At 35.8% G+C, this 23,689-nt stretch carries 22 protein-coding genes and 1 pseudogene; 14 read left to right on the forward strand and 9 right to left on the reverse strand.

The window, feature by feature from the left end; genetic code table 11:
• Window positions 1-14: 14 nt before the first annotated feature.
• Window positions 15-878 (forward strand): annotated as a pseudogene (gene scrK, locus OZX76_RS03580) (fructokinase ScrK); the annotation flags it as partial.
• A gap of 56 nt (window positions 879-934) precedes the next feature.
• Here scrK and OZX76_RS03585 read toward each other — a convergent pair.
• Window positions 935-1,780, reverse strand: coding sequence for a LysR family transcriptional regulator (locus OZX76_RS03585; protein ID WP_277181022.1), 846 nt, complete (start codon window positions 1,778-1,780; stop codon window positions 935-937).
• A gap of 117 nt (window positions 1,781-1,897) precedes the next feature.
• On the opposite strand from OZX76_RS03585, the gene OZX76_RS03590 reads away from it, so the two are divergent.
• The 13 genes from OZX76_RS03590 to OZX76_RS03650 all read left to right on the forward strand — a co-directional run bounded on the left by OZX76_RS03590 (window position 1,898) and on the right by OZX76_RS03650 (window position 14,328).
• Complete coding sequence (locus OZX76_RS03590; RefSeq protein ID WP_277181024.1) at window positions 1,898-3,364, forward strand: FAD-dependent oxidoreductase; 1,467 nt, start codon at window positions 1,898-1,900, stop codon at window positions 3,362-3,364.
• A 196-nt stretch (window positions 3,365-3,560) separates the two neighbouring features.
• Window positions 3,561-3,992: a PTS sugar transporter subunit IIA gene (locus OZX76_RS03595; RefSeq protein ID WP_277181026.1), complete on the forward strand. Its 432-nt coding sequence runs from the start codon at window positions 3,561-3,563 to the stop codon at window positions 3,990-3,992.
• Window positions 3,976-4,449, forward strand: a complete 474-nt coding sequence (locus OZX76_RS03600) for a PTS sugar transporter subunit IIB (RefSeq protein ID WP_277181028.1) — start codon at window positions 3,976-3,978, stop codon at window positions 4,447-4,449. The genes OZX76_RS03595 and OZX76_RS03600 overlap by 17 nt, the downstream gene beginning before the upstream one ends.
• Window positions 4,446-5,222 (forward strand): PTS sugar transporter subunit IIC, encoded by a 777-nt coding sequence (locus tag OZX76_RS03605; RefSeq protein ID WP_277181030.1) that lies wholly within the window; start codon window positions 4,446-4,448, stop codon window positions 5,220-5,222. Before OZX76_RS03600 ends, OZX76_RS03605 begins: the two co-directional genes overlap by 4 nt.
• Window positions 5,219-6,034, forward strand: a complete 816-nt coding sequence (locus OZX76_RS03610; RefSeq protein ID WP_277181032.1) for a PTS system mannose/fructose/sorbose family transporter subunit IID — start codon at window positions 5,219-5,221, stop codon at window positions 6,032-6,034. The genes OZX76_RS03605 and OZX76_RS03610 overlap by 4 nt, the downstream gene beginning before the upstream one ends.
• Before the next feature lie 5 nt (window positions 6,035-6,039).
• Window positions 6,040-7,089, forward strand: a complete 1,050-nt coding sequence (locus tag OZX76_RS03615; RefSeq protein WP_277181034.1) for a tyrosine-protein phosphatase — start codon at window positions 6,040-6,042, stop codon at window positions 7,087-7,089.
• Window positions 7,090-7,102: 13 nt separating this feature from the next.
• Window positions 7,103-9,007, forward strand: coding sequence for an HTH domain-containing protein (locus tag OZX76_RS03620; RefSeq protein ID WP_277181036.1), 1,905 nt, complete (start codon window positions 7,103-7,105; stop codon window positions 9,005-9,007).
• 20 nt (window positions 9,008-9,027) lie between these two features.
• Window positions 9,028-9,825 carry a ChbG/HpnK family deacetylase gene (locus OZX76_RS03625; RefSeq protein WP_277181038.1) on the forward strand — a complete coding sequence of 266 codons (798 nt, stop codon included), beginning with the start codon at window positions 9,028-9,030 and terminating at the stop codon, window positions 9,823-9,825.
• A gap of 337 nt (window positions 9,826-10,162) precedes the next feature.
• Window positions 10,163-10,558 (forward strand): MFS transporter, encoded by a 396-nt coding sequence (locus OZX76_RS03630; RefSeq protein ID WP_277181487.1) that lies wholly within the window; start codon window positions 10,163-10,165, stop codon window positions 10,556-10,558.
• A gap of 119 nt (window positions 10,559-10,677) precedes the next feature.
• Window positions 10,678-11,283, forward strand: a complete 606-nt coding sequence (locus tag OZX76_RS03635; protein WP_277181040.1) for a permease — start codon at window positions 10,678-10,680, stop codon at window positions 11,281-11,283.
• 350 nt (window positions 11,284-11,633) lie between these two features.
• Window positions 11,634-12,602, forward strand: a complete 969-nt coding sequence (locus OZX76_RS03640) for an ABC transporter substrate-binding protein (protein ID WP_277181043.1) — start codon at window positions 11,634-11,636, stop codon at window positions 12,600-12,602.
• A 27-nt stretch (window positions 12,603-12,629) separates the two neighbouring features.
• Window positions 12,630-13,547, forward strand: coding sequence for an ABC transporter permease (locus OZX76_RS03645; protein WP_277181044.1), 918 nt, complete (start codon window positions 12,630-12,632; stop codon window positions 13,545-13,547).
• Entirely contained in the window at window positions 13,525-14,328 is an 804-nt protein-coding gene (locus OZX76_RS03650) for an ABC transporter ATP-binding protein (protein ID WP_277181046.1), read from the forward strand. Before OZX76_RS03645 ends, OZX76_RS03650 begins: the two co-directional genes overlap by 23 nt.
• Window positions 14,329-14,560: 232 nt before the next feature.
• Here the strand turns inward: OZX76_RS03650 and OZX76_RS03655 are convergent, their stop codons facing one another.
• The 8 genes from OZX76_RS03655 to OZX76_RS03690 all read right to left on the reverse strand — a co-directional run bounded on the left by OZX76_RS03655 (window position 14,561) and on the right by OZX76_RS03690 (window position 23,632).
• Window positions 14,561-15,007: a GNAT family N-acetyltransferase gene (locus OZX76_RS03655; protein WP_277181048.1), complete on the reverse strand. Its 447-nt coding sequence runs from the start codon at window positions 15,005-15,007 to the stop codon at window positions 14,561-14,563.
• Window positions 15,008-15,009: 2 nt separating this feature from the next.
• Window positions 15,010-15,729 (reverse strand): antibiotic transporter permease, encoded by a 720-nt coding sequence (locus OZX76_RS03660; protein ID WP_277181050.1) that lies wholly within the window; start codon window positions 15,727-15,729, stop codon window positions 15,010-15,012.
• Entirely contained in the window at window positions 15,729-16,460 is a 732-nt protein-coding gene (locus OZX76_RS03665) for an ABC transporter permease (RefSeq protein ID WP_277181052.1), read from the reverse strand. The genes OZX76_RS03660 and OZX76_RS03665 overlap by 1 nt, the downstream gene beginning before the upstream one ends.
• Window position 16,461: 1 nt before the next feature.
• On the reverse strand, window positions 16,462-17,226 hold the full coding sequence (locus OZX76_RS03670; RefSeq protein ID WP_277181054.1) for an ABC transporter ATP-binding protein: 765 nt from the start codon (window positions 17,224-17,226) through the stop codon (window positions 16,462-16,464).
• A 287-nt stretch (window positions 17,227-17,513) separates the two neighbouring features.
• On the reverse strand, window positions 17,514-20,294 hold the full coding sequence (locus tag OZX76_RS03675) for an ABC transporter permease (protein WP_277181057.1): 2,781 nt from the start codon (window positions 20,292-20,294) through the stop codon (window positions 17,514-17,516).
• 15 nt (window positions 20,295-20,309) lie between these two features.
• A complete protein-coding gene (locus OZX76_RS03680) occupies window positions 20,310-21,011 on the reverse strand; it encodes an ABC transporter ATP-binding protein (RefSeq protein WP_277181059.1) in 702 nt (233 codons plus the stop codon).
• A 28-nt stretch (window positions 21,012-21,039) separates the two neighbouring features.
• Entirely contained in the window at window positions 21,040-21,852 is an 813-nt protein-coding gene (locus OZX76_RS03685; RefSeq protein ID WP_277181061.1) for a Cof-type HAD-IIB family hydrolase, read from the reverse strand.
• A 130-nt stretch (window positions 21,853-21,982) separates the two neighbouring features.
• Complete coding sequence (locus tag OZX76_RS03690; protein WP_277181063.1) at window positions 21,983-23,632, reverse strand: amino acid permease; 1,650 nt, start codon at window positions 23,630-23,632, stop codon at window positions 21,983-21,985.
• Window positions 23,633-23,689 lie beyond the last annotated feature (57 nt).

Raw genomic sequence — 23,689 nt, forward strand, 5'->3', positions numbered from 1 at the left:
AAAAAGAGGGAAAAATATTATTTGGTTCAATTGAAGCAGGCGGTACTAAATTTGTTTGTGCTGTTGGCAATGAAAATTATCAGGTTAAAGATTCAATTACGATACCGACTACTGGTCCACAAGAGACGCTAAATAATGTAAAAGACTATTTTAGTCAATTTAATCTTGACGCATTAAGTATTGCCTCATTTGGTCCAATTGAAATTAGGAAAAATGCAGTTAATTATGACTATATCACAACCACTCCTAAAAAAGGTTGGGAAAACACTAATATTGTTGGGAGTCTTAGTGAAAAAATAAAAGTTCCAACTTTCTTTACTACTGACGTTAATGGCTCGGCTTATGGTGAATATGTTATGTCTAAATTATTCAATGAGGACATTGATTCTTTGGTATATTACACAATAGGTACTGGAGTCGGTGGTGGAGCAATTATTAATGGAAATATTGTTGGAACATTGGGACATCCGGAAATGGGTCATGTATTAGTTAAACGACATCCAGACGATTTAGATTTTGCAGGTATTTGTCCATATCATAAAGATTGTTTAGAAGGATTAGTTTCAGGACCAACCTTTGAAGCTAGGCTAGGTAAAAAAGGAGCAGATGTGCCACTAACTGAACCCATTTGGAATATTATTAGTTACTACATAGCTCAAGCTACTTTACAAGCTACATTAATTTTAAGACCAGATAAAATTGTTTTTGGCGGCGGTGTAACTAGCGAAGAATTATTGAAAAAAGTTAGACTAGATTTTGAAGAAATGTTGAATGATTATGTTAAAGTTCCACCTCTGAAACATTATATTACAGTGCCTGAAGTGACGGGCAACGGTTCAGCTACAGTAGGTAATTTTGCCTTAGCAAGAAAGTTATTACTAAGTGAAATTTATTTCTATCAAAAGAACGATGTATTTCTCAACATCGTTCTTTTTTATTGTTTACTTTTTAGATATTTTTTAATTTTATTGTAAAGTGATGAATTTTCTCTACGAATATAAAAACCATAGCTAGCTTTCATTGGCCAGTCAATATTTTTCTTAATGTAAGGTGCACATAGATCAGCAATTGATTTAGGTACTAATAAATAATAATTATTAAATTGACATTTATTGATTTGTGCTCGATCTAAAATCATGTAGGTTTTTAAGGAAATATCATATTTAGACTGCATTATTAGATTTTTGAATAATTGCATGTCATTGGTTACATTTGAAGCGGGAATTGCAACAGTTTTATGATTTAAGTCTTTAAGGGTGATTACTTCGTTAGACTTTAATGAATCTTGAGCAGGAATAGTTAGTACATAAGGTACTGATGTAACTTTTAAAAAGGAAAATCCTTGCTTTTCAATCGGTTCTTTACTATAGAGCATTTCAAGTAAATCAATATTATTAGGTATGTGATTATAATCTAGAACTTCTTTGAAAACTAATTTTGTGTCTGAAGAAAAAATAGTATTGCTAATTGCTTTTAAAAGCTTTTGCTTATTCAGATATCCTGAGCCTACTACTATTTGGAGATGAAAAGCTGCTAATTTTTTCTCAATACTAGTACACAGCTGAACAATTTTGTGAGCTTCGGCTAAAAATACTTTGCCTGCTTCAGTTAAACGAACACCATGAGAAGTTCTGCTAAACAATTTTAAGCCAAGCCTGTTTTCAAGATTATTAATTTGTTGTGCAACAGCAGCTTTTGAGATATATAAGTTTTTGGCAGCTTGTGAAAAACTACTGGTTTGGGCGACTTCAATAAAAGTATCTATTTCGTGATTATACATACAAAAATCTTCTTTGCGTAAAGTATAACCTATTCGCTGTAGGTACTCAATCAATTCTTCAGTAATAAATAAAGCGCATAAAATAAATACGTGAATAAAAACACGAGGAGGATAATTATGGATTTTGATATTGTTGTAGTTGGTGCAGGTGCCTCAGGGATTAGTAGTGCTTTAAGTGCTGCTCAAAGCGGTGCTAAGGTTGCTTTACTAGAAAAGGGTGAAAAATATGGTGGTGCTGGAATGTTTGGAGCACAAGGCCTATTTGCAGTTGGTAGTAAGGAACAGCTTAAACGCGGTGAGGAATATACTATTAAAGATGCATATAATGAAATCATGAATTATACGCACCATTCATCTAATGCTCGTATGGTTAAAGCAATTTTAAGAGAATCAGCATCTACGATTGACTGGATGAAAGAAAATGGCCTTGATAGTGAGTTAGTTACGAATACTCAGGAAGTGCATCAAGAACATCCTAGAACTTACCATCAATTTATTGACAAGTTTAATGGCTTTAAGAGGATTATTGACAATTTCATCAAGTCTGGTGGCATTCTCATGACAAATACTAGTGGGCAAGAATTGATTCAGCAAGATGGCAGGATTATTGGAATTAAAATTGTTAAGAATAATAAAGAAGAAATTTTAAATACTAAAGCAGTTATTTTGGCTGACGGCGGTTTTGTTGGTAATGATGCCGAAGTTAAGCAATATGCTAAGATTGATAGTCAAAAAATGTATTCAATGGGCGAGCGTAAGGCTGTTGGCGATGGTTTACGCATGCTTAAGGAAGTTGGTGGTGTTAATAATTATAAGAGAATTTTTGAAAACCATGCAGCTACTGTATATTCAGAGAATAATCCTAAGTGGCATAACAATACGATCTTTACATTGACAAATTTACCTAGTTTATGGATTGATGCCGAAGGCAAGAGATTTACTAATGAGGACATTGTTTATGACTTTGCTCTTTGGGGTGATACAGTTTATCAAGCAGGCGGTTGTTATTACTTTTTACTTGATCAGAAGTTAGTTGACTATTTAAAGTTGCATTCACTCGATTGGACTGATTCATTTGAAAGAACATTTAGACTACTTGATGGTCAGAAAATGACGTATCAAGTTGGTCCATTCCCACAAATTGACAGTGATTTGCAGGAAGCTATTACTGAAGGAGTAGGGGTTAAGGCGTCAGATCTTGTTGAGTTAGCCAAAAAGATTGATGTTGAGCCAGCTACTCTGAAAAATAGTGTAACTAGATATAATCAATTAGTTAAAAAGGGTGAAGATACTGATTTTTATAAAGACAGTAAATTTATGGATGTTGCTGTTGAACAAGGCCCATTTTATGCAATTCGTTCTAATTCTACGACACTCGGTACTGTTGGTGGCGCCTTGGTCAATGAAAGCTTCCAAGCATTGACTAGTAATAGAAAAGTTATTCCAGGCGTATATGTAGTTGGAAACAATGCAGGTGGTCTTTTTGATTCTTCTTATCCAACAATAGAAGGATTAAGTAATGCATTTGCGTGGAATTCAGGAAGAATTGCTGGTCTTGTTGCAGCCCAGTCTATTAAGAAATAATTGATTAATTAGGATAATAAAGTAGGTAGAGTAAATAGCTCTATCTATTTTTATTTATAATATTTTTAATATTATATAGCTTTAATGCACTATTAATGGTGCAAAAGTAATGGTAGAAAGCGCTTGCTAGATATAATAAACTGATTTCTAAGCAAATGCTTAATTTAATATTTATTTTTAAAGGAAGATGATGCGAATGGAAAAGCAAGTTGCACTATTCATTATGACACATGGTAACTTTGGTAAAGCTGCATTAGAAAGTGCGGAGTTAATAGTAGGAAAGCAGACAAATTGTGCTGAGCAGAGCGTTTTTTTAGTTGATAATGTTGATGAACTAAAAAAACAAGTATTGGAAAAGATTAAAACCTTGGATACTGATAAAGGACTGCTTATTTTAACTGATATTGTTGGTGGCACACCAACTAATCTAGCGAGTACATTACTAACAGATGATAATGTTCTGTTAGCATCAGGTTTAAATTTACCAGTTTTATTAGAAGTTTTAATGAACAGAGATAAAGATTTGCAATCATTAAAAGCAATAATTTTAAAAACTTATTCTAACGGGATGACCATTAGAACTTATCAAGATTTACAGGAGGATGATGAAGATGAGTATAGTCTTTAGTCGAATTGATGATCGTTTAATTCATGGTCAGGTAGTGACAACTTGGTCAAATACATACAATATAGAACAAATAATTGTTTTAAATGATAAAGTTGCTAATGATCAAACGCAAAAAAATATTTTAAAGATGGCAGCACCAGCTGGAATTAAGGTACAAACATTTCCAATTAAAAAATTTGGCCAGATTATTAAAACAAATAAAATTACTAGACGAACTATGTTGATCTTTACTACTAGTGAAGATGTACTTACTGCTGTTGATGCTGGAATACCAGTTAAAGAATTAAATGTTGGTGGCATGCGTTATCAGCCAGGGAGAGAAAAGATAACTAAAGCAGTCGCAGTAACGCCAGACGAAAAGGAAGCTTTTAAGCAATTAATTGCTAAAGGAGTAAAGATTACAATTCAAATGGTTCCAAATGACGAAAAGATTGATTTAGAGGAGGTTATCAAATGATTCAAGCACTTTTAGTTGCGTTATGGGCAGGAATTTGTGCTGTTGATGATGAGACAACCCAAATGTTACGCCGCCCGCTGATGGTTGCACCAATGGTGGGAATAATTATGGGTGATTTAAGAACATCTTTATTAATAGGTTCAACTCTAGAAGTTATGTGGATGGGTGTAGGTAATGTCGGTGCTTACGCCGCTCCAGATATGATTTCAGGAACAGCTATTGGGACTGCATTAGGAATTATGTCGGGTGGAACGGCCACAGCAGTTGCTTTAGCAATTCCAACTTCATTATTAGCACAACAGTTATTGGTTCTTTATCGTTCCGCAATGGTTGCAATTAATCCTTATGCTGACAGGATAGCTGAATCTGGGGACTTTTCAAGAGTATCTCATTTGCAATACATTCCTATGATCTGTTTGTTTTTGGTTCGTGCAATTCCAACTTTCATTGCTATTTATGCAGGTGCAGGTGCGATTACAAAGATTGTTGCGGCTCTTCCTAAACCAATAATGACCGGATTAACAGTTGCAGGTTCAATTATACCTGCAGTTGGAATCGGCTTATTGATGCTAATGATGGTTAAAAAAGACAACTTATGGGCTTTCTTAATTGCTGGCTTTGCTCTTGCTGTTTATTTAAAACTTTCAATTTTAGCAATCACATTAATTTCTTTACCAATTGCTGTTTTGTTTGATATGGCTTCTCAAAAAGAAGAATCCAATCAAAAAGCAACTACAGAATCAGATTCAGAAGAAGAGGAGTATGACCTATGAGTGACGAACACAAAATTACTAAAAAAGACCTAAATAAAGTATTTTGGCATGTTCAAACTTTAAATATCACTGCCAACTATCAATCAATGCAAGCCCCAGGCTTCTTATACTGTATGGTTCCTATACTAAAGAAACTTTACGGTGATAAACCAAAAGAATTACGGGTTAAAGCAATGAAACGTCACCTGGAATTTTTTAATAGCCATGTTAATTCCGATGCACTAATTTTAGGGATTACAGCTGCTGTTGAAGAAACAACAAGTGAAGATGAAAAAGAAACAGTAACTAGTATTAAAACAGGATTAATGGGACCGTTAGCTGGTTTGGGAGACAGTATTCTTAAGTTTACCTGGTTACCAATTTGTGGAAGTATTGGTGCTTCACTTGGTCTAACCGGAAATATTCTGGGCCCAATCTTAATGTTTTTACTTTATAACATTGTAAACATAACAACTAAGTATTATGGAATCCAATGGGGTTATTCAAAGGGAATGGATTTAATCAATGGTTCCCAAGGAAATGTATTGCAACGTGTAGCTAATATGGCAAATGTTGTTGGTTTGATGGTAGTTGGTGCATTAATTGCGACAGTCGTTAAAGTAAAAGTTGTTGCTAAAATTACAGCTGGTAAAGACGTGATATCTTTGCAAAGTATGTTTGATAAAATACTTCCAGGTTTATTTAGTTTGTTAGTAACTATTGGTGTTTACTTTATTTTAAAGAAAACAAATGGTAAGCATGCACCTTTGATTATCATTTCAATTATGGTAATTTCGGTTATCTTATCTGTTTTAGGAATTATTGGTGCTTAAATATAATGAATAATAAAAAGTATACTGTCGTTCAAAAACAAAAAGGTCATTTCCACTTTAAAAATTTAACAGCTACTTCTAAAGAACAGGTTACAGTTTTCTTATTAGAAACTCCAGATGATAATAATCCTAAAATACTTGGAACACAAAATGGGCCTGAATTTGAAATTAAGCTTGATCTAGAAAATAAGCGACCATATTTTAGAGTTGATACTATAAATCAAAGTTATATTATTGCTGAAAGGACACTTCCAGTAGATGGAATGAATAATTTTCGTGATTTAGGTGGTTATTTGACTAATGACGGCAGATCTGTCAAATGGGGAAGACTTTACCGTTCTGATCAAATTTATAATGCAACTTCAGAGGGCTTAGAATATTTACGTCAGTTGAATATTGGAACAATTATCGATTACCGTAGCAATAGTGAAGTTAGAAAATATCCTAATAAAAGTATAACTTCTCAAGTTAAGACATATCAGTTAGATCCTTCTTCTGATGCGGCAGAATTATCTGCTCAAATGCAATCGTCAAAAGAAAATGAAGATATTAATTTAATTAATGAAATTATTCAGCAAAGAAAAAAAGGAACCCTGACTGACCATAGTAAGGTGGTTGTGGACGAGTATCGTGCATTTGTAACTAATCCTAAAGCGCAACAGTCCTATGGTACAATGCTTAAAGTAATCGCTAATTCTACCTATGCAGCAATTGATCAACATTGTCGAGGTGGTAAAGATAGGACTGGTTATGGTGTCATGCTAGTTCTAGGCGTTTTAGGTGTGGATACTGAAGATATTTTAGAAGACTATTTAATTACTGGTCAGAATCGTCAGGAACGTAATCGCATAAAAATGGTAGGTTATCGTAAATTAACAAGTGATCCTTTTGTTTTAGATTATTTATACTCATTTATTGATACACAATCTAAATTTCTAGAGGCATCGATTAATGAAATTCTTACGAAGTATGATTCTATTGCAGATTATGCTTTGAATGAATTGCATATTTCACGAGATGAGATTCAAAAAATGCGAGATACGTATTTAGAATAATTAAAGAAAAACTATGAAACTAACAACAAAACTATCATTTTTAAATGCAAATTCACGCTTAACAAGCTTATTTTTATTATTATTTCGAACAGAAAATTATGTTACTAGTAATGAAATTAGTAAGATGTTAGCAATCTCGGTCAGAACAGTTAAACATGATATTAAATTGTTGCGTCAAGAACTAGCAGGCACAGAAATAGAGCTGATTTCTAAGCCTTCACGTGGTTATAGATTGATGTTTGATCAGCCAGACGATCGCTTGGCTATTAAAGAATATTTGGAAATCCATCCAACTAATTATGTAGAAACTTATTTTGATAGACGTGTAAATTATATTTTGCGACGCTTATTATCAACTGAGAACTACATTACAATTTCTCAATTGAAGCAAGAACTTGCAGTATCGCTTAATATTTCTAAAGAAATTAAGCGGGTTAAAGAAATTCTAAATAAGTATAATCTAAAATTAAATTCGCGTTCTCATTATGGAATGAAAATTATTGGTGCTAATTTTCGAAAGATTATGCTAACTGTTAGAATGTATCGATATTTTGATAAAAATGTTGCAATTAACTTTGGTATCAAATCTTATAATAATTGCTTTTTATGTTCAGTAACAGAAAAGAGGCAGATAAGATTAACGCTTTTTCGAACGATAAAAAATTATCGTGTTGTCTTTTCTGATATTGATGCAGAACGTTTTATAATTTACTTGTTGTACTTTCGTAATACTCAAAGTAATTCTTTAAATTTACCTAATTTGAAGTTTTGTTATCGTCAAACTGAGGAATATCAAGTGGTTTTTGAATTAGTAGATAAGTTAAAAAGTAAATTCAACGGCTTTGATTTTTCTCCAGAAATCATTGAATTTCTAACTTATATTGCAATTTTAAGCACTGACTTATATCGAATGGCTGACTGTACAAAAGAAAATTATGGGTGCTTGGTAGATATTGCAGAAAGAAATCGTAATTACATTTTGACTGAAATATCTGAATACTTGTGCATTAATGTTTTTGATGATTATGATAATTTGCGAGACTTGTTAAAAATAATGATTCCAATTAGCTTGAAAATATTATTAGAGGTATCTGATGGGATAGACTTGCGATATCAAGACTTAAATAATAATCAGAATTATCAAGTTTTACGTTTCTTTTTGCAAAAAATATTTGTTGATTTTTACGAAAAATATCATTACGAATTTTCTTCCAAAGAACAAGAATTAATTTTGGAAGTATTTGTAATGATGATAGAGAGAATTTCATTAGATCCACAAAAGTTGCGAATAGCCATTATTGCTATTGATGGTCGCCTAGCTACGCAACATCTAAAAATAACACTTCTCTCTCATTTTTCTAATCATATAGAGAAAATAACGACAAAAATGTTATATGAGTTAGATTCAACCAATAACTCACAATATGATTTGTATTTGTGCTCGCAATATGGGAAAAATTTAGCAATTCCTAATACACCTTCACCGCTATATTATATTGATGAAACTTTAGATGAAGTTAACTATCTTAATTCACTTAATAAAATTTTTATTGAGGATTTTCAGTATAGTAAGAAATTACCAAATATTTCTCTAAAATCACTTACAAATAACGAATATGAAATTTTGAATGAACCAGAGTTATTGCAAAATCATTTTAAAATATATTTGCGCAATAATTTGTGTTTGTATTTAAATTTCAAGTCTACTAAAGAAAATATTACGGTTTATAAGGTCTGTAATAAAACTAAAAGTAAAAATATTGATTTTACAGTTGCAATTTCATTAGCGATTAATGGTGATTTTCAAAAGTTAAAAATGATTTTTAATGTGATTAATAATTTGAAGATTAATGTAGACAGTTTGTCTACTTTAGAAGATGGGATTATTAGTTATAGTAGTTTGTTCTTTCAACGTTAAATAAAGAAAAAGGTGATTTTATGGTAAAAAAAGTTATTATCAATGCTGATGATTTTGGTATGTCGGAGGCTTTTAACTATGGTGCAATTAAGGCATACAATGAAGGAATTGTTTCTTCAACTTCAATAATGATTAATCAGGAAGCTGTGCCACACGCCGTGTCATTACTAAAACAAGCTCCAGGTCTTTATGTTGGTCTTCATGTAAATTTGACTACAGGTTCACCGGTTTCAGATCCAGCAGAAATTCCTAATTTGGTTAATCCTGATGGTAGTTTTATTGGCTCAGCAAAATTTAAAACACATGAAGCAATTTTTTCCTATAAGGATGTTTATACCGAAACTGAAGCTCAAATACAAAAGTTTCGGCAAGTATTTGGCTTTTATCCTTCCCATATTGAACCTCATTCGGCAATGGATGATAATTCAATTGGAGCATTGATAGCATTGGCAAATAAGTATCAGCTGCATTATGGCGAAGTTCCATATCAAGGTCACTTTGTTCAATCTAGTTCTGAAAAATATTGGCAAGTAGAGTCTGTTTTAAGATTGGATCCTGATTATATGAATTTGTTAAATCGGGGAGTAGGAGTTTCGGACTTTATTTCAGATCGCTTTGGAGTGATTAAAAACCATGATAATGGCTTAATAACAGAATTTCATTTTCATCCTGGATATGTTGACCAATATGTACTGCAACATTCTGGACTTACATTGGCACGAACTAAAGATTTAGCAACTTTATGCTCTAATACCCTTAAGGGATGGATTCAGGATAATGATATTCAATTAGTTAGTTTTGGTGATTTAAAAAAGTAGCTACTTATGATTGTTAGTAATCAATATTAGAATAAAGCAAAGATTTAATCATGTAAAAACGGTATTTAATGTAGTAGTTAAGTGCCGTTTTTTGATTGAATTTCCGCTATAAACTATATGCTATAATTATTAAATGTAGCTGAAATTATTCAAACTATTTAAATTAATAATTTAATTTAAAAGCAATAAAAACAAGGCTTTATATTTGCTCAACCTATATATCCTAGTTAAAAGTTTCAAAGATCAAAAAATGAAAAAATATAAGAACATCTATTAATTAATAAATATTTTATACAATAGTGGGGTTCCGATTTGGAGTGGCACCATCTATTTGTTCATGCATCAGGTTGGCTATTCATATGGCCAAATTAATTTGTATTTGGCACTCTTTTGGATAATAACTTTTGTTGCAGAAATCCCATCAGGTTATACGGCAGATCATTTTGGCTATTTGCATACAATTCAATTTAGTGCAATTATCAGAGCAATTGGTTTAATTATACTGACTGTGCCGTTTTCAAATATTACAATCCTTGTTGCCAGTGGGATTTTAACAGCCTTAGGTGATTCTCTGCAATCTGGGACGATGACATCGTGGATTGCAAATAAGGCTAAAAAGGAAAATAAAGCGGCTGAACTTGGCGATATCTATTCAAATTATCGAATATTAGCAACGCCAATAAGTATGATAGTTGGCTTTATAGGTGCCAATTGGTTAGGCAACGTTAATTAGCATATCCATTAGTTGCTGGTCCTTTGCTTCTGATAATGACAGCCCTGATACTAACTTTCATACTTAAATATGATAATAAAAATATTACTGAAACTAGCGCAGACCTGAAAAGACTTAATTTGATAACAGATGTTAAAAGTGTGGTAAAAAATGAAGCGGACACCTTTAAACTGATTTTGCTATTTTTGCCAATAGATTTTATTACTTATAGTCCCTATACCCAGTGGCAGCTATATTTTCAGCGTGGGCACAAAATCAATACCGGCTTTATACTGGTGGCAATCAATCTAGTTGGTATCTTGGCATCTTTTGTTTATAAAAAATTAAATAAAAGAAAAATCAGTCAATTTACAATAATTATCTTTGTTGCTTTTTTGGCAGCGGTGATGATTATTTTATCAATTACATTGACCAGCTTATACTATCTTTCCATTCTGTTTTTCCTGTTACATATTGCATTTTATGATATTAGGTTAATTGCTCAAGATACTATTTTGCAATTAAAAATTAGCACAGAGACAAGCAGGGCAACAATTATTTCGGTTAATAATGCACTAGAAGCTGCGGTTTATGTAGTTATTTTAGCCATCAATGGTTATATTTTTGATCACTTTGATATTGGAGTTGCATGGGGCGTGTTAGCTATCACTGGGACGGTTCTATTTTTAATAGCACTAATTATCTATCATCAAGGCTGCAAGCAAAACTATAATAATTTAAAGTAACAAAATCATTTCCATTTGTTGTTGACTTATTTTAAAAAACATCTTATAATTTTTTCATTGAGAGTTGGAGGTAATTCTGATGATTAGTAGAAATTGTCTAAAATTACATTTGAATACTCGTAGCTACTTTAGCTTCTTTAGATAGCGTTTGGATTCATCTAGTTGGATTCAAGCGGAACGCAAGTTTGAATCTATCTATGATGGCTAAAGCAGTTTGATTGCAATTAGTCACATGATTTCTAAGTGGCTAATTGCAACATTAAATTTAAAATGAATTTTTTAAATACCCACTTAGGAATTAAGTGGGTATTTTTTATTAAAATATTTTTAAATATTATGGAGGAAAAATAATGCATATTAAAAAAATAATTGCTGGAATTAGTTTGGTAAGTTTATTACTTTTAGGTGGTTGCAGCAGTAATAAGACTGGTAAAAGCGCAACAGTTAAACATGTTGGCGTTTTACAAGTTGTTCAACACCCATCACTTGATGAAGCATACAAGGGCTTTAAGGAAGGCCTAAAGGACGGCGGTTACGTTGAAGGTAAAAATTTAAAAATTGATTATCAAAACGCGCAAAATAGTCAAGATAATTTAAAGAGTATGAGTGACAAATTGGTTAATGAAAAATCTGATCTCGTACTGGGAATTGCCACACCAGCTGCCCAAAGCTTAGCTAATACAACGCAAAATATACCAATTGTTGTTACGGCTGTAACTGACTTAAAAGCTGCTAAGTTAGTCAATTCAAATGAAAAACCTGGTAAAAATGTCACGGGGACTACCGATATGGTTTCAATTGATAAGCAAATCAAATTATTATTGTCAATTGTTCCTAAAGCAAAGACAATCGGTATTATGTACAATGCTGGCGAGGCCAATTCAAAAATCCAAGCCGATTTAGCAATTGCCGCATTAAAGAAGGCTGGGGTCAAGGTCATAGTTAAAACAGCTAATACAACTAACGATGTGCAACAAGTAACAGAAACTTTAGCTGATAAAGTTCAAGGAATATATGTTCCAACTGATAATACTTTTGCTTCTGCAGCTTCACTGATTGGTAAAGTCGTGAAGGAAAAGAAAATCCCGTTAGTAGCTGGTGCAACTGAGCAGGTTAAAAATGGTGGTCTTGCCTCAATCGGAATCGATTATGAATCATTAGGAAGACAAACGGGTAAAATGGCTGCTAAAATTTTGTCGGGTAAGGCAAAACCTCAAGATATGCCTGTTGAAAAGGCTACTAATTTAAAGTTAGTGGTCAATAAGAAGATGGCTAAGGCTTTAGGAATTGATCCAAAATCGATTAAGGCACCTAAATAGTATAGAAAGGCAAGTGGATAAGTAAATATGATGAATACTTTTTGGGATTTATTTCTTTCGGCAACTTCGCAAGGATTGCTTTGGTCCTTGATGGCAATTGGGGTTTACCTGACCTTCAGGATTCTTGACTTAGCAGATATGACTGCTGAAGGCAGTTTTCCTTTAGGTGGTGCAATTACCACAATGTGCTTAATTAACGGTGTTAACCCAATTTTAGCAACACTTGCTGCTTTTGGCGGTGGCATGGTTGCTGGTCTAGTCACCGGCATTTTAAATACCAAGCTAAAGATTCCGGCTCTTTTAGCAGGGATTGTCACGATGACTGGTCTATACTCGATAACTTCACGAGTAATGCTCAACGCTGCCAATGTTTCGCTTCTGGGCAAGGCAACTATTTTCACTATGGCACAAAACTTGGGCCTGTCTCACAACAACGCTGTCATTGTTACGGGGCTAATTATTTCGTTATTAGTAATTGGACTGCTAGTAATATTTTTTAGAACTGAAATCGGCTTGGCGATGCGGGCAACTGGCGATAATCCCGAAATGAGTGCTGCTAACGGCATTAAGACACAAAATATGAAAATCTGGGGTTACATGATTTCTAATGGCTGCATTGCTCTTTCAGGCGCACTGTTAGCCCAAAACAATGGCTTTGCTGACCTTAATTCTGGAGTTGGTACACTTGTTGTTGGACTAGCTTCGATTATTATTGCTGAAGTATTAATTCGTAATTTAGCAATTGGTGGGAGAATGCTGACATTGGTCATTGGTGCAATCGTTTATCGCTTAATTTTAGCCTTGGTTTTCCAAATGAACGTTGAACCTTCGGATGCTAAACTCGCTTCAGCTTTAGTATTAATTGTGTGTTTGGCACTGCCTAATTTTAAATTATCGCGCAAAAATAAAGGGGAGAATAAAAATGTCTCAAGTACTGAAAATTAAAAATTTACATCAAACCTTTGAACGAGGAACAGTCAATGAAAATCGCGTGTTGCGTGGAGTTAACCTTGAATTAGAAGCCGGCGATTTTGTAACAATTATCGGCAGCAATGGCGCGGGAAAATCAACGTTACTCAATTGCATTGCGGGAACTTTACCCATTCAAGAAGGGCAAATTATTTTAAATGGTACCGATATTAGTAAGTTACCCGTTACTAAGCGTGCCAAAAACATTAGTCGCGTCTTTCAGGATCCTAAGATGGGAACAGCTGTCAGATTAACAGTTGAAGAAAATCTGGCTTTAGCAATGAAGCGCGGGCAACATCGCGGCTTTCGTGCAGGTGTTAAAAGACAGGATCGGCAGTTTTTCAAGCAGCAACTTTCCCAACTTGATTTAAATTTAGAAAACCGCTTAGATGCCGAAATCGGGTTACTGTCTGGTGGTCAAAGGCAAGCAATTACGCTATTAATGGCAACTTTGCAACGACCAGATTTAATTTTACTTGATGAACATACGGCTGCTCTTGATCCGCGAACCTCGATTACGGTAATGCAATTAACTGAAAAATTAATCAGTAAGCAAAAGTTAACGGCATTCATGGTTACGCATAATATGGAAGATGCTATTCGCTATGGCAATCGGCTTATCATGCTTCATCAGGGTCGCGTGGCATTAAATCTTGCTGGAGAAGAAAAGAAAAAGATGACAGTGCCCAAGCTGATGGAACTATTCCAAAAGCACGTTGGTTCAGAGTTAAAAGATGATGCAATCCTGCTTGCTTAATTAGTTGTCAATAAAAGTATTCATAAAATTTGCTTAATTAAAAAAAGGCCTTTGCTAATTGCTGTGCAACACAGCTTTTAGTCAAAGACCTTTTTTGATTATTGGATTTGCCTAGTTTCAGGCATTATTATCATTTTATGCGAGAAAAGGATTCTTGATAATTTTTTCTAGCATAAAAATCAATCCTTATTTGTTTTATACCTTTAGCGCATATTTAAATGGCAGACTATTTTCAATTGAGCTTACTTGGTAATTTTTTTGAAAAGCGTTTTTGGGTTTTATCAAATGAATAACCGATTTTAGCATAAAATTGATGTGCGCTAGTTCGACTAGTACTTGAGTTTAAGCGAATTGCTGTAATTTGCTTTTCTTTGGCATATTCTTCAATTGTGGTCATTAGTGCGGTGCCGATGCCGCGGTGCTGTGCAGCACTATTTACGGCTAACGCCATAATGTTGAGCATGGGGTCAAGGTAAGTTTCTTGATAAAGTTCCGCGTGAACATAGCCTGTGATTTTACCTGTGTGAGCATCTTCTGCCACCAAAATTAAATGGTGGGGATCAGCGAGCAAGTGTTGCATGTTGGTTTTCGTCTTAATTAGCGGATAGTTATATCCAAGCTGGTCGCAATTTATTTTCTGAATAGCTGCACTGTCTGTTATTTTTGCATGTCGAATCATTGTTAGTACCGGTGTCCTTTAGTTTGCCGAATTTGTTTAAGCTGAATGAGATAGGCAATTAAGCCGATAAACAACCAAATAATAATTGTGAAATAACTTGCTGTGAGGTTACCTTGACCAGTTTTAATTAAGTTAACTGGCCCGTAAAAGGGAAATAGCACAGCAATTTTCGCAAGCCAAGCTGGGTAAGCTGTAATAATTACCAAAATGCCGGAGACAAGCTCAATTAAGGAACTAAACAGATTTTGAGCAAAATATGGGTCATTCATCTGCCACGAAATTGTCCAAGCAGTAAAGCCTAAAATAATGCCATTAGTGCAAAGCAATGGTAATAGTGTTAAGGCACGAGCGATAATCGTTAACGGTGCACCAAAGCAGAAGGCAAGAAAGAGGTTAATTATTGCTAGTAAATAGCCAACGATCAAGGCTACGATTGCTTTACTGAGCCAATAGCGCGGACTAAAGGGACGTTTAGTAATCATTTCAAAATCGATGCACAAATTTGCATCTTTAACCAGTAGCTCATTCATTGTTTGCAAGGATAGTCGTGCAGCATCTATTGCAATCGATGCAATGCCAACACTCCAATTAAACCTTCCCGTATATTGCGTTGTAATTAAGACTAGCAATAAGAGGTCGATTAACGGCGTTAAGAAAAAGTAAACTAATTTTGTACGCCAGTTATTTAAGAAAGATAGTGAAGAAAATTGGGTAGCAATCATTAGAGAATCTTCAGAGCTCCTTTCTTTCTAGCCAAAAAGTTGACTTTTCTGACAACAACATTAATTAAAAGCAGCCATAGACCTAGACTAACGCCGTACGACAACCAGTTGAAAGTAACTTGTCTAGTCAATGTTGCAATTGGTGCGGTAATTGGAATTAGCCATTGTGAAAAATTAGTTATGGGTTCTAGAATTTTGCTATTGCCAAATAAGCCGGCTAACAGAAGGATTGGTGTTCCGATTAATGTTTCGTAGACCATTGCATCGGCTGTTAGTGTTAAAAATGAAGCAATTAGCATTCCCATGATAGCCGCGCCAAGCCATAATAGAAAAATAATCAAGATTAGTTGCAAATTAACATTGCCGGTAGCAACGCCAAGTATTTTGGCTAATAAAAAGCTGAGTGGAAAGGCACACAGACCGTAGGCAGAAGCGGGTAATAGGAGTGTGATTAGGGATGCACGCTCATCGAATTGATTATTCAATAAATAAGGTAGTGTTCCCTTATATTTTTCAAAACTGATGCAGCCAGCGACTGTTGTACATGATGACCACATTCCAAAAATACCACTTTGCAACCATAACATGGAATTATCCAAGTTGTGATTGGCGTAGGCAATGGTGTACTGCATTAAAAAAATCGCGGTAGTACTGGTAATTGTCAACCAAACAAAGTATTGGTCAGACAGATAATCTTTAGCGTGAAAGAGGAATAAACGAATAAAACGCATGTTACTTCCTCCTTAACTGTGGTGCTAAGGCTAAGTAAGATTCCTCTAGTGTTGCTGGTCTGTCAATGTGACTGACTTTTGACAAGTTAACAATATCGTTAACACTGCCAGTGGCAAAGACTTTACCACCGCCAAGTAAAACAATGTGGTCAGCCAAGGTCTCAACCTCGCTCATTGTATGGCTAGTTAGTAAAATACTAATCCCGCTATTTGCCAAATATTTAATTGTGTCACGAATGCTCTTAGCAATTTCAACATCAAGCCCACTTGTTGGTTCATCAAGTAAGAGTAAATTAGGTTGACCTAAAAGTGCTCGGGCGATATGTAATCTCTGGGTCATCCCTTTTGAAAATGTTCCTGCCTTTTTGTCAGCCACATTCGCTAAGTCTACAATTTCTAGAACGCGTTTAATTTCATCTTTTTGCTGGCGATAGGAGATCTTGGCTAAATCGGCAAAGAAAGCCAGGTTTTGTCTAGCAGTTGCGTTGCGATAAAAGCCCAATTCGCCACCAAAAGAAACGCCCATTCGTGGTCGTCTTTTTGCAGTAGTAATTTCTTGGCCATTAATAAATATCTGCCCAGAAGTAGGAATTAAATAGCCGCCAATAATTGATACGGTGGTGGTTTTGCCAGCACCATTAGGTCCTAAGAGCGAAACAATTTCGCCTTTAGCAATTGTGAAAGAAACGTCAACAAGTGCGTCAAACGACTGTTGTCCGTTTTGATAAATCTTTTTTAAGTGTTTAACTGATAATATATTTTCCAAAAAATTATTCTCCGTCAATTAAGTTGTAATTTGATCAATCACTAAAAAGGAAGGTGTGATTATTGATCGGATGATTACAGGTTAATTTGAAGAACAAATTGATGTAACATTAAGTCTATGAGAAAAATTATAACATAGATTTATTTTTGTGCTAGATCTTTTTAATAAATAAGGAGAATATCATGACCTCATTTAAGTATTTACAGCACGTAACGATTGGCAAAGTGAAAACAAATCAGCCAATTAAAAAAAGAAGGATTTCTTATTTCAGAAATCCTTCTTTTAGTTTAATCAACAGACTTTAGAGCTGCCAGCATGTCAAGATTTTTCAATTTATGATTAACAATAAAACCGAGTGCAATCGTAATTACCCCAACTACGCCTAACGGCCAAAGAAAGCTATCGACAGACAGGGCAGGATTGAACATGACATTAGCTGGCGGTACAACATAGAGGATGTATTGGTAAAGTAGGTCGCCTGTCAAGTAGCCGACCAAAATTCCGATACAAGTCAGCAATATTGTCTCGCGATAGATGTACATTGTAACTTCATTATCATAAAAGCCAAGGACTTTAATAGTGGAAAGTTCACGAATCCGTTCAGCAATATTAATATTAGTTAAATTATACAAAATTACGATTGCGAGCAATCCCGCTACAATTATCAAGACAAGCATAATCATATTGAGCGATTGAACGACGACATCAAGTTCCTGACTGATTGCAGTGTTTTGAACGACGCCACTCACACCATTTAATTTCATAAACTTAGCGGCCATGTTGCGAGTATTTTGACGTGAGCCATTTTTGAGAATAACAAGGTTGGCATTGGACTTAAACTGCCTGCCAAAGATATTTTGATAAACCGTCGGCGTCATTAATGCAAAGTGCCCCATATACATTTCTGTAATTGCGGCGACTTTCATTGTGCGCTGGTGATTATCTTGGTCGGTCAAGGTAATATGCTCGCCAGGTTTGACTCCTAATAAGCTAGCAAGTCGCTCTGAAATCACAATCCCTTGATTAGTTAATGAGATTGGCCGTTTAGTTCGGCGCTGGTCTAAATGCAAATACTGGTGAAATTGTTTTTTATCTTGCGGCACAATCATTGTGATGTCTTGTGTGTCACCGTTTTTGCCAGCAATTTTAGTCAAGGACTGATAGTAGATTGGCATTTCTTGTCTAACGCTGTCAGTTTTGAGCTGGTGATTTAACGCTGTTTTTTCACTAGCGGAAATCGGCGATTGTTGAGCAACAATCAAGTTGTAGTGGATGAGGTCATTAAATTGGCGATCATTCATGTTGCTGATTGAGTTTTTAACGGCAAAACCAGTAAAGAGTAGAGTAGCAGAGCCACAAACACCGAAGATAGTCATGAGCATGCGCTTTTTATACCGAAAAATGTTGCGTGCAGTGACTTTATGGGTGAAATTGAGATGCTGCCAAATAAACGGGATTTTTTCTAATAAAATTTTAGAGCCGGCAACAGGTGGTTTAGGCAACAAGAGCGCTGCTGGCTTTTCCTTGAATTCAGTTCTAGCAGTTAAGTATGCTGGCAAAACCGAACTGATCCAGGCAAGCAGAAGCGCGATTAGACTGATTTGCCAGTAAAAGTGCTCTTCAATCGGCGGTAAAGTTAGTGACTGGTAATAAGCATGGTAAACAATTTGCGGCATTAATGTATGTCCCAAATAGACACCAGCAATTGTCCCGAGCGTTCCTGCAAGAAAACCATACAGAATAAATTTGTTAATAATGACGTAATCGTCATAGCCAAGAGCCTTCATGGTACCAGAGTTGATTCGTTCCTCGTCAATGAACCGATTCATCGTTGTGAAGGTAACTAGTGCGGCAACAAAATACAAGAAAATAGGAAAGACTTTGGCAAGGTCTTCAACCACTTGTGCTACTGTGCTGTAGACAAGGTCGCCTTCGCCGCCAGGGATTTCGCGCCGATTATAAACGTGGTAGGTAGGTGCTGGTAATTTATCGAGCAATTTTTGCGATTGCTTAATTTGACGCTCACCAGCTGCTAGTTTGCTTTTGGCTTGGGCAGCAGCGTGAGCTAACTGCTGCTCTTTTTTCCGTAATAGTTGTGCCTTAGTAGTTGATTCTTGTTTAGCTGCAGCTAATTGTGCTTGCTGAGCAGGCGTAGGGGCGCTAATTTGGCTAGCTTGAGCTGTAAGTTGTGCTTGCCGCAATTGTAGTTCATTTTTAGCAGTAATTAAATTTTGTCTTCCAGTTTGAATTTTGGCCTTAGCAGCCGTGATTTTAGCAGTTTGCGCCTTTAATTTTTGTTGAGCTGCAGTAACAATTCTTCGCTTGCGTTTAGGAGCTTCAGTCTTTAGCGTGTGTTCAAGTGTGCGCTTATGGTCGTTAAGACGAGTGGCATAAAGCTTACCATAGGAGTCAAGTCCGCGCAGGTTGCGATAAGTTAAATTAGCCGTTGTGTAGATGCTTTGGTCAAAATCAGCGGGCAAAATAACAGCGTATCCCTTTAACTCACCAGTACCGCTATTGCTTTGACCAAGATTGACATTAGATAATATTTGGCTAGAGCGAACGAACCCAACAATCTTAAATTGGTGCCGCCGTAACATTTTTGTACCTAAGAGACTCTTTTTTTCGGTAAAAGCAATTGTCTGACCCAATTTGTACCGTTTTTGAAAATGAGCGGCAACGGCAATTTCATTGTTAGCTCGTGGCAAACGACCAGAGCGCAGTTCGTAGCGACCAACCTTTTGCGGCTTTGAAAAAATACGCCAGCTTTCGTGGCTATTTTTCAACACAGCGTCCGTCATGTAGCCGAATTCGACAGTTTGGCTGCCAGCAGCATGCCGGATTTTCTGAGTATCTTGTTTGTCTAAGCCATAATTGCTGATAACTGTTAAGTCCGGTGTCTTTAGCGTTTGGGCATAATGATTCCCTGTGTCGCGCATGTCAGGTCCTGTAACCATCAAGCCTACAAGGGCAAAAGCGCCAATCATCATTAAGCCAAAAATTGATAAAAATTGTCCTTTAGTATGCTTAATTGACTGCCAAAAATCTTGCCAAACAACTTTGTTCATCGTGATGCGCCTTCTTTACCATTTAACATTGGCGATTGCTTCAGGATGGGGATTTTGCTCAATTTGTGTGACTTGACCATCATGAAAGTGAATCACACGGTCAGCAATTGGCGCAATGGTGCTGTTATGTGTGACAATGATTACCGTAGCACCTTTTTCCCGGCTCATATTGGCGATGATTTGTAAGACACTCTTTCCAGTTTCATAATCTAGGGCACCAGTTGGCTCGTCGCAGAGCAAAATCTTGGGGTTCTTAGCGATTGCGCGGGCAATTGCGACTCGTTGCTGCTCTCCGCCCGACAGTTCAGCCGGAAAATTATTAATGCGCTTTTGCAAACCAACATCAATTAGTGTCTGTACCGGATCTAATGCGTCCTTAACAATTTCTGAAGCAAGTTCCACATTTTCTTTGGCTGTCAAATTTTGAATCAGATTATAAAATTGAAAAACAAAGCCAATATCGTTTCTGCGGTAAGTGGTTAATTGCCGTTTGTTATACTTAGCGATATCTTGACCATCAATGATGACGTCGCCGCTAGTGTTGGTATCCATCCCACCCAAAATATTAAGAATGGTCGACTTACCGGCACCAGATGCCCCTAAAATAATCGCGAGTTCACCTTGTTCAACAGAAAAACTAACATCATTATTGGCCAATACTTCTGTGTCACCAGTTTGATATTTTTTAAAATTATGTCTTACCTCAATGTAGCTCATGTAAATTTACTCCTTGAAAGAACAAAATTTATTTTAAATATTCTTCTAAAACCTGCAGTACACCCATATCATTATTGCTTGGAGCTTCGTACTTGGCAATTTTCTTTAGCTTGGGATTGCCATTTTTCATTGCGTAACCAAAGCCGGCGAGTTCAATCATCTCCTTGTCATTCATGCCATCACCGAAGGCAATTAGTTCCTCTGGTTTAACGTTGAAATAACGCAGAAAATATTTGATGCCTTGTCCTTTGTTAACGCGATTAGGCATCACGTCAATATTATCAAAGCCACTTGTTGTGCAGTGGATTCGCTCGCTGCTGTTTTGGTTAAATCTGGCTTCAAGTTCACTGGCTAAGTTTGCATCGCAATTAAGGGTAAGTTTAGTCAGATTGTCGCTAGTTGGCAAGTCTGTTAAGTCCGCAACTTCAATGACATTTGGATAGAAAAAATGCATTGAACTTTTGAATTTTGCGGAAGCCTGCTTGCTAAGATAAGAACGTTCAAGTCCGCTAGCGGTAATTTCGGTTGCTGGGTAATTTTGTTGGATAAAACTGATTAATTTAATACCTGCTTGATAAGTAAAAACGTGCCGTAAAATAATATTGTTATCCTGTGTCAAAATGGAGCCATTGTCAGCAACAATATCAATTCGGTCTAAAAAGCCATAAAAGTCTTTTTGCAAGCGAGATAATGGTCGCCCGCTGGAAGCGATGAAGTGGATATGATGCTTGCGCAATTCGGTTAGGATTTTATCAAAACGTTGGTGGTCAAACGTCTTTTCGTCATTTACAAAGGTACCGTCCATGTCAACGGCAACGGCCTTAAAAGGAATCTCTTTCATGTTCTTCTCCTTAATTATGTCTTAAAGTTATTATATAGTAGTTACGATAATATTTTAATTGATATTGACCATTCTTTTGTAAATAAAAACAGCCCCACGTTTATTGTGAGGCTATTTTTAAAATATTTAATTAATCTTGGACATTATTTGGTTTTTTTCTGCCAACTAACCAGCAAAGTAGAACTGCTAAGATGGCTTCAATCACAATAATGATAATGTTTAAGCCTAATTTTAATTGACCCAAATTCATCATGCCAATGTTGTGACCGCCAAGGTAGAGATCAAGAATGATTGAGCCGATAATCAGGACAAACATTGTAATCCATTGATTGCGGCTGAAGGCAATGCCATATTCTTCTTCGCGACGTCTAATACTTGGCAAAATTACGCCTAGCCCGATTAAGACAACAATTGCGACAATATTAATGATTAATTCATACCACCAATAACTGCTGAACTGTTTAACGTCTAGCGGGGCAATTCCTAAAACAGTTGCAACAGCTGTAACTATTAATAGGAAGAATCCTGCAAGATAAGCTAGTTTATCATTTTTGATAAAGACATAGTCAGACGAAAATTTCTTAGAGTTCTTTCTAATTCGCATGAAGGAATAGAAAATCCAGCAGGTAACACCTGGTGAGATGATACCGTTGAGGTTTAATAACCAATTAAAAATGTCATTCATGTTAGGTAAGAAAATACCAAGTAACATGATGAAAGCTGACAAGGCAACAGTTAAGATATAGCCGTTGATTGGCAAACCGTTTTTGTTCTTTTTGCGTAAGAACTTCGGCATGTACTTGTCACCGGTATCAGAAATCAACATTCTGGTCATGGCGTCTAGTAAAACGGCTAAAAGAGCAGCGTTATAAAAGACAGATGTCCAAGACCACAAGTAGAGTAGACCTTTGCCAAGACCATATTGTCTACCAACCATGTCGAAGACGTAGTATTCACCGTTCATCTTCAGGTCATTTGGAATATGATTGGCATTGAAGTAAATACCAAGAGCAAATGAACCAAAGACAGTTAAGAAGATGGTCATAATTGCTAGAGCAATCATTGCTTTAGGAAAGTCAGATTTTGGCTTCTTCATTTTAGTAACGTATGGCGCAACTAATTCACAACCGTTGAGGGCATAGATTAACATGGCAATGGTAGTCCAGTAATGCATGTCAAACTTAGGAATAAGTGAGTGCCAAGTGAAGTTGGTGGTTGCCATGTGACCGCCAGATTTGCTTAGTCCAACAAAGGCTAAAAAGACAAACATGAAGGTCATAATTAACATCATGCCACCGCCAATTGTTGATAATACTTCCATTGATCTTGAGAAGTAGTGTTCAACAATAATGAAGATAATGAACATGGCAAAAGTCATCAGAGCAAAGTTCTTGTTTGAAATTTGGTCCTGAAACTTGCCGGAGCCAGTGACGGCCCAGCCAATGTCGACGATAATTGTGTTAGCTGAATCAACCGCATATGGAATTGAGGCTGCCCAGTATGTCCAAGCGGTAAAGTAGCCCAAAAATTCGCCGTCTGTTCCGCGGACCCATGATGATAGTCCCCCACCTTCCTTATTAAAGACTGATCCTAACTGACCAACCATTAAAGAATATGGAATCACGTAAAAAATACACATGATAATCCATGAAGTGACAACAGGCATTCCCTGATTTTGGAAGTTGTACATGATGTCGTCTAAGCCGATAACAGTACAAAAAGCCATCAGAGTTAATACCGGCCACGAAATATATTTCTTGTTTGAACCTATTTCATCCACTGAGATTATCTCCTTTAAAAATAATTAACGTGTTCTATTTTACCATTATTACGATGT

The organism is Lactobacillus sp. ESL0677, from assembly GCF_029392875.1.
Classification (GTDB): domain Bacteria; phylum Bacillota; class Bacilli; order Lactobacillales; family Lactobacillaceae; genus Lactobacillus.

Excerpts from the sequence above, each read along its gene's own strand:
- OZX76_RS03640 (WP_277181043.1), top strand. The coding sequence starts at position 11,634 with ATGCATATTAAAAAAATAATTGCTGGAATTAGTTTGGTAAGTTTATTA.
- OZX76_RS03625 (WP_277181038.1), top strand. The coding sequence starts at position 9,028 with ATGGTAAAAAAAGTTATTATCAATGCTGATGATTTTGGTATGTCGGAG.
- OZX76_RS03660 (WP_277181050.1), bottom strand. The coding sequence starts at position 15,729 with ATGATTGCTACCCAATTTTCTTCACTATCTTTCTTAAATAACTGGCGT.
- OZX76_RS03600 (WP_277181028.1), top strand. The coding sequence starts at position 3,976 with ATGAGTATAGTCTTTAGTCGAATTGATGATCGTTTAATTCATGGTCAG.
- OZX76_RS03680 (WP_277181059.1), bottom strand. The coding sequence starts at position 21,011 with ATGAGCTACATTGAGGTAAGACATAATTTTAAAAAATATCAAACTGGT.
- OZX76_RS03630 (WP_277181487.1), top strand. The coding sequence starts at position 10,163 with ATGCATCAGGTTGGCTATTCATATGGCCAAATTAATTTGTATTTGGCA.
- OZX76_RS03590 (WP_277181024.1), top strand. The coding sequence starts at position 1,898 with ATGGATTTTGATATTGTTGTAGTTGGTGCAGGTGCCTCAGGGATTAGT.
- OZX76_RS03685 (WP_277181061.1), bottom strand. The coding sequence starts at position 21,852 with ATGAAAGAGATTCCTTTTAAGGCCGTTGCCGTTGACATGGACGGTACC.
- OZX76_RS03610 (WP_277181032.1), top strand. The coding sequence starts at position 5,219 with ATGAGTGACGAACACAAAATTACTAAAAAAGACCTAAATAAAGTATTT.
- OZX76_RS03650 (WP_277181046.1), top strand. The coding sequence starts at position 13,525 with ATGTCTCAAGTACTGAAAATTAAAAATTTACATCAAACCTTTGAACGA.
- OZX76_RS03655 (WP_277181048.1), bottom strand. The coding sequence starts at position 15,007 with ATGATTCGACATGCAAAAATAACAGACAGTGCAGCTATTCAGAAAATA.
- OZX76_RS03675 (WP_277181057.1), bottom strand. The coding sequence starts at position 20,294 with ATGAACAAAGTTGTTTGGCAAGATTTTTGGCAGTCAATTAAGCATACT.
- OZX76_RS03620 (WP_277181036.1), top strand. The coding sequence starts at position 7,103 with ATGAAACTAACAACAAAACTATCATTTTTAAATGCAAATTCACGCTTA.
- OZX76_RS03605 (WP_277181030.1), top strand. The coding sequence starts at position 4,446 with ATGATTCAAGCACTTTTAGTTGCGTTATGGGCAGGAATTTGTGCTGTT.
- OZX76_RS03595 (WP_277181026.1), top strand. The coding sequence starts at position 3,561 with ATGGAAAAGCAAGTTGCACTATTCATTATGACACATGGTAACTTTGGT.
- OZX76_RS03665 (WP_277181052.1), bottom strand. The coding sequence starts at position 16,460 with ATGCGTTTTATTCGTTTATTCCTCTTTCACGCTAAAGATTATCTGTCT.
- OZX76_RS03645 (WP_277181044.1), top strand. The coding sequence starts at position 12,630 with ATGATGAATACTTTTTGGGATTTATTTCTTTCGGCAACTTCGCAAGGA.
- OZX76_RS03615 (WP_277181034.1), top strand. The coding sequence starts at position 6,040 with ATGAATAATAAAAAGTATACTGTCGTTCAAAAACAAAAAGGTCATTTC.
- OZX76_RS03585 (WP_277181022.1), bottom strand. The coding sequence starts at position 1,780 with ATGTATAATCACGAAATAGATACTTTTATTGAAGTCGCCCAAACCAGT.